At 66.4% G+C, this 11,459-nt stretch carries 8 protein-coding genes; 1 reads left to right on the top strand and 7 read right to left on the bottom strand.

The window, feature by feature from the left end:
• On the bottom strand, positions 1-313 hold a 313-nt coding region (locus tag A5780_RS07210; protein ID WP_231982876.1), incomplete at its 3' end, for an ATP-binding cassette domain-containing protein.
• 250 nt (positions 314-563) lie between these two features.
• Between A5780_RS07210 and A5780_RS07205 the strand changes: the two genes are divergently transcribed.
• Complete coding sequence (locus tag A5780_RS07205) at positions 564-1,088, top strand: DUF488 family protein (protein ID WP_104364874.1); 525 nt, start codon at positions 564-566, stop codon at positions 1,086-1,088.
• Here A5780_RS07205 and A5780_RS07200 read toward each other — a convergent pair.
• From A5780_RS07200 to A5780_RS07175, 6 genes are all read right to left on the bottom strand, one after another.
• Positions 1,067-1,399, bottom strand: a complete 333-nt coding sequence (locus tag A5780_RS07200; protein ID WP_063013485.1) for an MGMT family protein — start codon at positions 1,397-1,399, stop codon at positions 1,067-1,069. The genes A5780_RS07205 and A5780_RS07200 overlap by 22 nt on opposite strands.
• Before the next feature lie 89 nt (positions 1,400-1,488).
• Positions 1,489-4,296, bottom strand: coding sequence for an aconitate hydratase (locus A5780_RS07195; RefSeq protein ID WP_064908073.1), 2,808 nt, complete (start codon positions 4,294-4,296; stop codon positions 1,489-1,491).
• Between the two features lie 181 nt (positions 4,297-4,477).
• A complete protein-coding gene (narI, locus tag A5780_RS07190; RefSeq protein WP_231982875.1) occupies positions 4,478-5,230 on the bottom strand; it encodes a respiratory nitrate reductase subunit gamma in 753 nt (250 codons plus the stop codon).
• Entirely contained in the window at positions 5,227-5,943 is a 717-nt protein-coding gene (narJ, locus tag A5780_RS07185; RefSeq protein WP_064908072.1) for a nitrate reductase molybdenum cofactor assembly chaperone, read from the bottom strand. The genes narI and narJ overlap by 4 nt, the downstream gene beginning before the upstream one ends.
• Positions 5,943-7,571 (bottom strand): nitrate reductase subunit beta, encoded by a 1,629-nt coding sequence (narH, locus tag A5780_RS07180; RefSeq protein ID WP_064908071.1) that lies wholly within the window; start codon positions 7,569-7,571, stop codon positions 5,943-5,945. The genes narJ and narH overlap by 1 nt, the downstream gene beginning before the upstream one ends.
• A gap of 37 nt (positions 7,572-7,608) precedes the next feature.
• Positions 7,609-11,298, bottom strand: a complete 3,690-nt coding sequence (locus tag A5780_RS07175) for a nitrate reductase subunit alpha (protein ID WP_156769398.1) — start codon at positions 11,296-11,298, stop codon at positions 7,609-7,611.
• Between the last annotated feature and the right edge of the window lie 161 nt (positions 11,299-11,459).

Genomic DNA, 11,459 nt, shown 5'->3' with positions numbered 1-11,459 from the left:
ATTGCACCAGCTCACCCGGCAGATAGCCGACCCGGCGCTTGATGGCGACACTGTCGGTATGTGAGTCGAGCCCGAACAAGCGAGCGTGTCCGCGATCGGGACGGGCCAGATCCATCAACAGCCGGATCGTCGTGGTCTTTCCGGCACCGTTCGGGCCGACGAAACCGAACGTCTCACCGCGTCCCACCGTGAAGTCCAGATCGAAGACACCGCGGCCGCCACCGAAATCCTTGGTCAACCCCGAACAAGCGACCACCGGCACGGCCGCGACACCGGTGTCGGTATCGAAGGCCATGACGTCATCGTCAGACATACGTTCAGCAGCTGCTAGGGCACTACGACCCCGCCGCGCGAGTACGAGGCCACCACGGGCCGGCACTCCGGTGCCGGGGCTGGGAGCTGTCTGTTCGAGCCTGTGTAGGAGAGCGCCACGCCCACGCGGTATCTTTCGGAGATTCTCGACGATTCCGCGCAAGTGCCGGCACACCCCCGCCGAGCTCGCGACTGCACCGTCCGATGAAACCTGTTGCCGAGACGGCACTATGACCAACCTCCGGAGGGCCATGTCGACCGTTTACACCATCGGCCATTCCACCCGTGCCATCACGGAGTTCATCGGGATACTGCAGCATGTCGGCATCGGTGTGGTGGCAGACATCCGGACCGTGCCCAAGTCTCGGCACAATCCTCAGTTCCACATCGACCGGCTCGCGGGATCGCTGGCCGCCGCTGGTATCGACTACCGGCCGATGCCGGGGCTGGGCGGACTACGCAAACCGGCGGAATGTTCGATCAACACCGGATGGCGCAACACGTCCTTTCGCGGATACGCCGACTATATGCAGACGCCCTCATTCGAGGAGGCGATCGAGGAACTTGTCGCGCTGGCGGCGGAACGTGTCGTTGCCATCATGTGCGCCGAGGCTGTCTTTTGGCGCTGTCATCGCCGCCTCGTTGCCGACGCACTTCTCGTGCGGGGCATCGAGGTACAGCACATCATGGGTGCGGCGCAGCTGACACCGGCGGTGATGACAAGCTTCGCGGTGGTCAGTGGAACACGAGTCAGCTATCCGTCGATGCCCGGGTGATCGGGCGGGCCGTTCCACCGCGCGCGCGTCATGTCCACCCGGCTCCCGCGCATCGGGGTGCCTTCGGCGCGCAGGAGGTCGGCGGCGCTGCCGGCGTGGCACGACGCGGGCGTGCCGTCGGCGCGCACGACCCGATGCCAGTGGGTCTCGTCGGCCCAGGCGGTCATGACCCGGCCGATTTGCCGGGGACCGGCGCCGACCAGGTCGCCGATCGCGCCATAGGACATCACCCGGCCGGGCGGAATCTGGTCGATCACGTCGAGGACGCGGCGTGCGAACGCCGATATCGCCCCACTCCTTTCCCGACTCATTCGACTCGGATCGGCGGTCGCGTGGTGGCGGCGGTTCGGTGCGCCGACGAGGCGCATGGCGTCATGTGGTCACACCTCGCTGTTGCGGCTCAGTCGGTGAGCAACTGGCGTAGGACGTAGTGCAGGATGCCACTGTGGCGGTAGTAAGCGGCCTCTGCGGGAGTATCGATGCGTACGGTGGCGGTGAATTCCCTTGCGTTTCCGGCGTTGTCGACCGCGCGGACGATCGCCTGACGCGGGAACGCATGTGCGGTGGCGGACTGCGTGAGCCCGGTGATCGAGTATGTTTCCTCGCCGGTCAATCCGAGTGTCTGCACCGATCGGCCGTCGGCGAATTGCAGCGGCAGCACGCCCATGCCGATCAAATTGGACCGATGGATCCGCTCGAACGACTCGGCCAGCACTGCCCGCACGCCCAAAAGGAGTGTGCCTTTGGCGGCCCAGTCTCGTGACGAGCCGGAGCCGTATTCGGTTCCGGCGAGGATCAGCAGCGGCACCCGTTCGGCGGCGTATGCGGTCGCGGCATCGAAGATGCTCATCTGTTCTCCGCCGGGCAGGTGGCGGGTGACGCCACCCTCGGTGCCGGGGGCGAGTCTGTTGCGCAACCGGATATTGGCGAAGGTGCCCCGGATCATCACTTCATGGTTGCCGCGGCGTGAGCCGTAGGAGTTGAAGTCGGCCGGTGCGACGCCGTGCTGCTGTAGATAGGTTCCGGCGGGACCGTCGCGTTTGATCGCTCCTGCTGGGGAGATGTGATCGGTGGTCACCGAGTCACCGAGCAGCGCCAATACCCGGGCACCGGTGATGTCTTCGATCGGTTGGGGGTCTCGGGTCATGTGCTCGAAGTAGGGCGGGCGGCGGACGTAGGTTGATTCGTCGTCCCAGTTGAAGACCTGGCCGGCCGCGACGTCGAGATTCCGCCAGCGTTGGTCGCCGGTGTAGACGTCGGCGTAGCCACGGGTGAACATCTGCGATCGCAGGTTGGTGGCGACGACGTCCTCGATCTCCGCTGTGCTGGGCCAAATGTCGCGCAGGTATACCGGCGTTCCGTCGGGAGCGGTGGCCAGCGGGTCGCGTAGCAGGTTGACACGCATCGTGCCGGCCAGCGCATACGCGATGACAAGCGGTGGCGAGGCGAGGAAGTTCATCTGTGTTTCCGGGTGGATGCGGCCTTCGAAGTTGCGGTTGCCCGACAACACCGAGCACACGGTGAGATCGCCGGCGGTGATGGCGGCACTGACTTCCGGGATCAGCGGCCCGGAGTTGCCGATGCAGGTGGTGCACCCGTAGCCGACCAGCGAGAATCCGAGCTTGTCCAGGTAGGAGGTGAGCCCGGCACGCTCGTAGTAGTCGGTGACCACCCGCGAACCCGGTGCCAGGGAGGTCTTGACCCACGGTTTCGCGCTCAGGCCCTTCTCCACCGCCTTCTTCGCCAGCAGTGCTGCCCCGATCATCACCGACGGGTTGGAGGTATTGGTGCACGAGGTGATCGCTGCGATCACGACATCCCCGTGATCGACTGTGGCGGTCGTCCCGTCGGGGAAACTCACTTCCTGTGGCGCGGAGCGCCATGGGTGTGCGTGCCCGCAATCGCAGGGCGCGTTCGGTCCGTCGACGGCTCGGTCGTGGTCGATGGCGATCGGGTCGCTGGCCGGGAACGACTCGCCCGAGGCCTCGTCCAGCCCGGCCTTCGCGGGCACGGGCGGTTGGCTGTCGAGCAGGGACGCGACGGCGTGCGGGGCCCGCGCCAGCGGGATGCGGTCCTGGGGACGCTTGGGCCCGGCGATGGACGGCTCCACCGTCGACAGGTCCAGCTCGATGCGCTGGCTGTAGTCGGGTTCGTGGTCCGGGTCGTGCCAGAGCCCCTGCTCCTTGGCGTATGCCTCGACGAGTCGTATCTGCTGCTCCGGGCGACCGGTGAGCCGCAGGTAGTCCAGGGTGACCGTGTCGATCGGGAAAATTGCGCAGGTGGAACCGTATTCGGGGCTCATGTTGCCGATGGTGGCGCGGTTCGCCAGAGGCACATTCGCCACGCCGGGACCGTAGAACTCGACGAACTTGCCGACCACACCGGTGTGACGCAACAACTCCGCGACGGTGAGTACCAGGTCGGTGGCCGTGGTGCCCTCCGGCAGCGCGCCGGTCAGCTTGATCCCGAGAACCTGCGGGATCAGCATGCTCATCGGCTGACCGAGCATCGCGGCCTCGGCTTCGATGCCGCCGACACCCCAGCCGAGTACGCCGAGTCCGTTGACCATGGGGGTATGCGAGTCGGTGCCGACGAGGGTGTCGGGGTATGCCAGCGGTGGTCCGCCGTCCGGATCGTCGCGGGTGAACACCACCCGCGCCAGATATTCGAGGTTGACCTGGTGACAGATGCCGGTGTCGGGAGGCACGACGGCGAAATTCTCGAAGGCCTGCTGCGCCCAGCGCAGCAACTGGTAGCGCTCGACGTTGCGGGTGAATTCCAGTTCCGCGTTGATCGCGAAGGCGTCGGGCCGGGCGAAGACGTCGGCGATCACCGAATGGTCGATCACCAGCTCGGTCGGGATCAGCGGGTTGATCCGGCCCGGATCGCCACCCAGCGCGGTCATCGCATCGCGCATCGCGACGAGGTCCACCACGCACGGCACCCCGGTGAAGTCCTGCATCAACACTCGGGCCGGGGAGAACGCGATTTCGGTGGCACCGACCTTGTCCGGATTCCACGCGGCCAGGGCGCGGACCTGGTCGGCGGTGACGCGGTGGCCGTCCTCGCAGCGAATCAGATTTTCCAGCAGCACCTTGAGCCCGTAGGGCAGCCGGTGCGCGGTCGGAACGCTGTCGAGCCGGTAGATGGTGAACTCTCGGTCCTCGATCTTCCACGCGGCGCGAGCTCCGAAACTGTTGTCGCTCATGGCCGCCGCCCCACCGCTGCTGCGTCGGGGTGTTCGGTGCTGCGGTTCGGGTACGGCGATTCCGGCATGTGACGCGCCTCCTGATAGGGGCTGCCGGCCATCGCCATCGCTGCGCCGGCAGCGTCGGGCCTACTGCTTCACTGTATGCCCCACGGTGCCGGATGAAACCAACAGTCTCGGCTCAGTATCGGCTGCCGATACTGCGCCAACGTCGTCCCGAAGTGCCGGGCTCGTGTGGCACGGTCGCGATGCGGTCGCGGTAGACGATGTAGGGCCGCCACAGGTACCAGACGGGCAGACTCCACGCGTGCACGAGCCGGCTGAAGGGCCAGACGATCCAGATGGCCCAGGCTGCGGTGGCGTGTATCCGGTAGATCAGCGGTGCGCCGACCATCGAGCTCACCTCGGGGTTGCCGCCGAACAGTCCGCGAAACCACAACGCGACGGTGGTGCGGTAGTCGTAGCCCTCGCCGATGAGGTTGACGAAGATCGTCGGCGCCACGCCGGTGATCACGACGATCAGCAGCAGGATCAGTGCGACATAGTCGACCGGGGTCGTGGTCGCGCGCACCCGCGGTACCAGCAACCGCCGCCCGGCGAGCACGATGATCCCGCCGATGACCAAGACCGCGGCGATCGTGCCCGCGGTGGCGGAGAACCACCGGTAGGCCTGTTCCGGGATGCCGAGCCGGCGGGTGAACGATTCGGGGACGAGAATGCCGATGACGTGACCGGCGATGGCGGCGAAGGTGCCGTAGTGGAAGATCGGCGCACCCCATTTGAGCAGGCGCTGTTCCTGCAGTTGTGTCGAGCGGCTGGTCCAGCCGAACTTGTCGTAGCGCCAGCGCCAGATATGTCCGACGACGAAGATGCCGATAGCCATGTAGGGCAGCCCGACCCACCAGGTGTAGTCGAATGCGCTGGGATCGTTCACCGGCGGCCCTCCCGGGAGCTGGCCACCGATTCGACGATGGGCAGCGCGGCACCGGCTCCGACACCGAAATCGCCACTGCCATTGAGGTATTCGGGTGGTGCGAACGGTGCACCGAGGCCGTCGGGCATCGTGGCGGCCAAGCCGACGTCCTCGCGCGGGGGGCCGGCCTCCCACGCACGATCGACCAGTGCACGTTCGCGGCGACTCAGCGCGGGCAGCCGCGCGGCCACCGCCTCGATGACCGCGATGTAGGGGGTGTCGGTGCTCGCCAGTGCGCGGTGCAGCAATTCCAGATCGGCGCGGTGGCGGCGCAGCAGCGCCTCGCCACGTGGGTGAAGATCGGCGAATTCCAGGACCAGCGGCAGGTAGTCGGGAAGCTCGGCGGTTGTCGGTTCGAATCCCGCTGTGCGGTAGGCGGTTGTGAATTCCAGGAGCGACATCCCGCGCATTCGGGTGTCGCCGTGGCGGTAGTAGGTCAGATACAGCGCGCAGCGGCGGCGCAGATCGAAGGTGGCGACGTAGTGTTCGGCTACGGCGGTGGGTGAGGTCGAGCGCAGCCAGGTCAGGAAACGGCCGAATGCGTCGCGTGAGGTGCGCGGGGCCGAGGCGGCCGCGGCGTCGAGTTCATCCACCCCGGCCCGCAACGACGCCGTCGGATACGCCAACAGGACCGAAGCCAGCTTGTAGACACCGACTCGGTCTCCTCGCGGCATCACGCGGTACCTCCGTCGGGAAACAGTCGCGGGGCGGGGCCGGTGCCGTTCCAGCCGAGCAGGTTGAAGTGGACTCTGCCGTCGTCGGCGCGGAAAGTCCTTGTGTCACCGACGTGCTCGGGCGGGTGGAATCCGGCGATATCCTGCGGCCCGGCGCCGCCCATGCCCGGGCCGCCGTCGGTGTCGAGGCTGCAGAACAGCTGCTCATGCTGGGACTGCAGCCGTCCGGCGTCCTCGGCATGGGCCTCCGGGATCACGTAGCGGTCATCGTATTTGGCGATCGCGAGCAGCCGGTACAGGTCCTCGAGGTCGGCCTCCTGCGCGTCGACACTGCTCGCCAGGTTGTCCTCCGGCGGCGGGCCCAGCTGTGCTGCCCGCATCAGTGCCCGGATCGCGGTGAGTTTGCGCAGCGCCGCCCGCACCGGGCCGGCTTTGCCGGCGGTGAACAGGTTGGCCAGGTAGTCGATCGGGATGCGTAGCGCGTCGATGGTGGCGAACACCCGGTCCGGGTTGTGTGCGTCGTATCCCGCGGCGTGGACGACGTCGGCGACCGGGGACAGCGGTGGGATGTACCAAACCATCGGCAGGGTGCGGTATTCCGGATGCAGCGGCAGCGCTACCCGATGCCGCACCGCCAGCGCGTAGACCGGCGAGCGGCGCGCGGCCGCCATCCAGTCGGCCGGGATGCCGGCGTCCTCGCAGGCAGCGATGACCTCGGGATCGTGCGGGTCCAGGAAGACGTCCAACTGGGCTTCGTAGAGGTCTTGGGGGTCGGTGGTCGTGGCGGCCGCCAGGACCTTGTCGGCGTCGTAGAGGATCAGCCCGAGGTAACGTAGCCGTCCCACACAGGTTTCCGAGCAGATGGTGGGCTGCCCGGCCTCGATGCGCGGGAAGCACAGTGTGCACTTCTCGGCCTTGCCGGTGCGGTGGTTGAAATACACCTTCTTGTAGGGGCAGCCCGATACGCAGAACCGCCAGCCTCGGCAGCGGTCCTGATCGACGAGCACGATCCCGTCCTCGCTGCGTTTGTACATGGCCCCCGACGGGCACGAGGCCACGCACGAGGGGTTCAGGCAGTGTTCACAGATGCGCGGCAGGTAGAACATGAACACCTGCTCGAACTCCATCTTCACCCGCTCGCCGAGACCGGCCAGGTTCGGGTCGGCGGAAGCGTTCTCCGGTGCTCCGGCCAAATCGTCTTCCCAGTTCGATCCCCACCGCAGATCCATGTCGCGGCCCGTGAGCGAGGAGATCGAATGCGCGCTCGGGTTCGGTTTGCCGAGCGGTCCGTTGAACGCGGTCCGGTAGTCGTATGTCCACGGGTCGCCGTAGTCGTCGATGCTGGGCAGATCCGGGTTGTAGAACATCGACAGCAGTTTGCGGACTCGTCCACCGGCCGCCAGTCGTAGCCGGCCGCGACGGTCCAGGCTCCAGCCGCCACGCCACTGCTGCTGGTCCTCATACCGTTTGGGGTAGCCCATACCCGGCTTGGTTTCGACGTTGTTGAAGTACACGTACTCGGTGCCGGGCCGGTTGGTCCAGACTTGTTTGCAGGTTACCGAGCAGGTGTGGCAGCCGATGCATTTGTCGAGGTTCATCACCATCGCCACCTGAGCCATCGGTCGCATCGCGGCTACCGCCCTTCCTGAAGTCGACACCTTCGCATCAGTACTGCACCTGCTGGCTGCGGCGCCGGATCACCGCTACCTCGTCGCGCTGATTGCCGGTCGGGCCGTAATAGTTGAACGCGTACGACAATTGGGCATATCCGCCGATCAAGTGGGTCGGCTTGATCACCAGCCTGGTCAACGAGTTGTCCGAACCGCCCTGCCAGCCCGAGATCTCCGAGTGCGGTGTCATCACCTGCCGGTCTTTGGCGTGGTACATGAACACCGTGCCCTGCGGCATCCGATGCGTGACGACCGCCCGGCATGTGACGACACCGTTGCGGTTGAACGCCTCGATCCAATCATTGTCGGCCACACCGATTTTCGCGGCGTCGACCGGGCTCATCCAGATTACCGGGCCGCCGCGGAACAACCGCAGCATGTGCAGATTGTCCTGATACTCGGAGTGAATCGACCATTTCGAGTGCGGGGTCAGGTAGCGCACGGTGACCTCGGGGCGGTCCTTCTCGGCCAGGCCCTGCTCGCCGAAATGCCGGGCGTAGTCCAGCGGTGGACGGTAGGTCGGTAGTCCGTCGCCGTATTCGGCGATCCACTCGTGGTCGAGGAAGAAGTGCATGCGTCCGGTCAGCGTGTGAAAAGGCTTGCGGCGCTCGATATTTACGACGAACGGTGAATACCGCCGCCCGCCGGCCTCGGACCCGGACCATTCCGGGGAGGCGATCACCGCGCGGGGCTGGGTCTGGGTGTCAGCGAAGCTGATGTGGTCGCCCTCGCGTTCCTCGGCGAGGTCGGCCAGCCGCAGCCCGGTGCGGGCCTCGAGAGCCCGCCACGCCTGAACCGCCACGGCGCCGTTGGTCGTACCCGACAAGGCAAGGATCGCCTCGGCCATGTGCACGTCCCGAGCCAGCGACGGCCGCCCGGCACCGACACCGGTACGCACGACACCGTTGGCGTGACGCAGGTACTCCACCGCACCCTCGGGCACCCAGGTGATGCCCTTCACGGTGGTGCCGAGGGTGTCCACCAGCGGACCGAGCGCGCGCATCTTCCCGGCCACGGCGGCGTAGTCGCGCTCGATGGTGATCAGCTTCGGAAAGTTCTTGCCGGGCACCGGCGACGAGCGAGCGGCACGCCAGTCGTCGACGTGGCCGCCGGGCTGAGCGGTCTCATCCGGAGTGTCGTGGGTGAGCGGCGCCGCCAGGACATCGGTGCGTGTGCCGAGATGGGTCGCGGCCAGGCGTGAGAACTCTTCGGCGATGAGGGTGAACGCCTCGAAATCGGTGCGCGTTTGCCAGGGCGGGGCGATCGCCGGGTTGAACGAGTGCACGAACGGGTGCATGTCGGTAGTGGAAATGTCGTACTTCTCGTACCAGGTCGCCGCGGGCAGCACGACATCGGAGAACGTGCATGTACTCGTCATCCGAAAATCGATCGTGGTGAGCAGATCGAGCTTTCCGCGCGGCGCCTCCTCGCGCCACGCCACGTCGACCGGGCGGGCGTCCTCGGCGACCTCGGTGGCGCGGACCGCGTCGTCGGAACCGACCAGGTGCCGCTGGAAATATTCCATCCCCTTGCCCGACGAGCCGAGCAGGTTGGCCCGCCACACCGTGAGCACCCGCGGAAAATTGCGCGGGTCGTCGGGATCCTCGCCGGCGAACCGCAACCGCCCCGCCTCCACCTCACGAATGACGTAGTCGCGCACCGGCATACCGGCCCGCGCTGCTTCGTCAGCCAGATCGAGTGGGTTGCGATCGAAGGTCGGAAACGAAGGCGTCCACCCGAGCCTGGACGCCTGTGCGATGCAGTCCGCGAAGGTGCGGCCCGCGAATATGCCGCGGCCGAGCGGGCTGGCGAGTTCACCCGCATCGAAGCCCTCGTAACGCCACTGGTCGCTGTGCAGGTAGAAGAACGACGTTCCCGTCATATGCCTGGTCGGGCGCTGCCAGTCCAGCGCGAACGCGACCTGCTGCCACCCGGTCAGCGGCCGTACCTTCTCCTGCCCCACATAGTGGGCCCACCCGCCGCCGTTGACGCCCTGGCAGCCACACAACATCGTCAGAGTGAAGAAGCTGCGGTAGGTCTGATCCGAGTGATACCAGTGGTTCGTGCCCGCACCCATCGCGATCATCGACCGGCCTTGCGACAGCTCGGCGTTGCGCGCGAATTCCCGAGCCACTCGGATCGCGGCTGCCGCGGGAACCGAGGTGATGTGCTCCTGCCACGCCGGAGTGTATGGCTCAGCGGCGTCGTCGTATCCGGTCGGCCACCGACCGGGCAGTCCGGGACGCCGTACCGCATATTGCGCCATCAGCAGATCGAACACGGTCGTCACCACCCGGCCGGCGATACGAGTCACCGGAACCCCGCGGGTGACGACATCTCCGCCCTCGGTGGCACCGATATCGAAGCGCGGCAACAGGATCGGCACCGACTCACCGTGCGTGTCGTAGAGGGTCAGGCACGGATCGATATCGCCGAGATCGAGGTTCCACCGGCCTTTTCCGGCCTCCGTGTAGCGAAATCCCAGACTGCCGTTGGGGATACGGGGCCGGCGGGTAGCCGCGTCGAGCACCACCGTTCGATGTGCGGCGCCCTCGGCTTCCGCAACGTCACCACCCAGGTCGGCCGCAGTGAGGAAACCGTCGGCGACGTAGCCGCCGTCGCGTTCGCGCAGCGTCACGAGAAACGGTAGGTCGGTGTAGGTCTTGACGTAGTCGGTGAAATAGGGAACTTGTCTGTCGCGGAAGAACTCCGACAAGATGACATGCCCCATCGCCATACCGAGAGCACCGTCCGTTCCGGGCGCGGCGGCCAGCCAGTCGTCGGCGAATTTGGTGTGATCGGAGTAGTCGGGACTGACTACGACGACCTTCTGACCGCGGTATCGCGCCTCGGTCATGAAATGCGCGTCGGGTGTTCTGGTGATGGGCAGGTTGGTGCCCCAGATGATCAGATACGACGAGTTCCACCAGTCACCGGACTCCGGCACATCGGTCTGGTCGCCGAACACCTGCGGTGAGGCCGGCGGCAGGTCGGCGTACCAGTCGTAGAACGAGAGAATCGTCGCGCCGATCATCGACAGAAACCGAGTACCCGCGGAGTAGGAGACCTGCGACATCGCCGGAATCGGGGAAAAGCCCACGATCCGGTCCGGCCCGTACTCCTTGGTGGTGTGGACATGCGCGGCGGCGATCAGCTCGCTCACCTCCGACCAGCTCGACCGCACGAAACCACCTTTCCCGCGCATCGACTTGTAGCGCGCGGATTTCGCTGGGTTCCCGGTGATTTCGGCCCACGCGCGCACCGGGTCGCCGAGCCGTGCGCGAGCCTCGCGCCACATCTCCAACAGTGGCGCTCGCACGTACGGATAACGCACCCGCGCCGGCGAATAGGTGTACCAGGAAAAGGATGCGCCCCGGGGACAGCCCCGGGGTTCGTATTCGGGAGAGTCTGGGCCGACCGACGGATAGTCGGTTTGCTGGGTCTCCCAGGTGATGATGCCGTCTTTGACGTAGATCTTCCACGAGCACGAACCGGTGCAGTTCACGCCGTGGGTGGAGCGCACGACCTTGTCGTGGCGCCACCGCTCCCGGTAGAAGTCCTCGGCGGCCCGTCCTCCGGCGCGCCGGACCTCGCGATAGTCCGGTGAGGGCGTCCCGGCAGTGAAGAATTGTGCCTTGCGCAGCAACGACTCCACCGGCTGGCCCGCGGGCAGCAGGGGCGCCATGCGGACGCGATCACCGTTCTCGGGCGTTGTCATCCGACCACCACCTCGGATCCACAGCGTGATCATTCCTGTGCGACGGTCTCGACCCTACAGCGGCCGCACCCGTTTTTCCGGCCGAACCTCCGAGATCACGAACGACGCACGGCGACAGCGGATTTGCC

The sequence above is a fragment of the Nocardia sp. 852002-20019_SCH5090214 genome (assembly GCF_001665865.1).
Taxonomy (GTDB): Bacteria; Actinomycetota; Actinomycetes; order Mycobacteriales; family Mycobacteriaceae; genus Nocardia; species Nocardia nova.
This window is presented reverse-complemented; position numbering and strand designations above follow the sequence as displayed.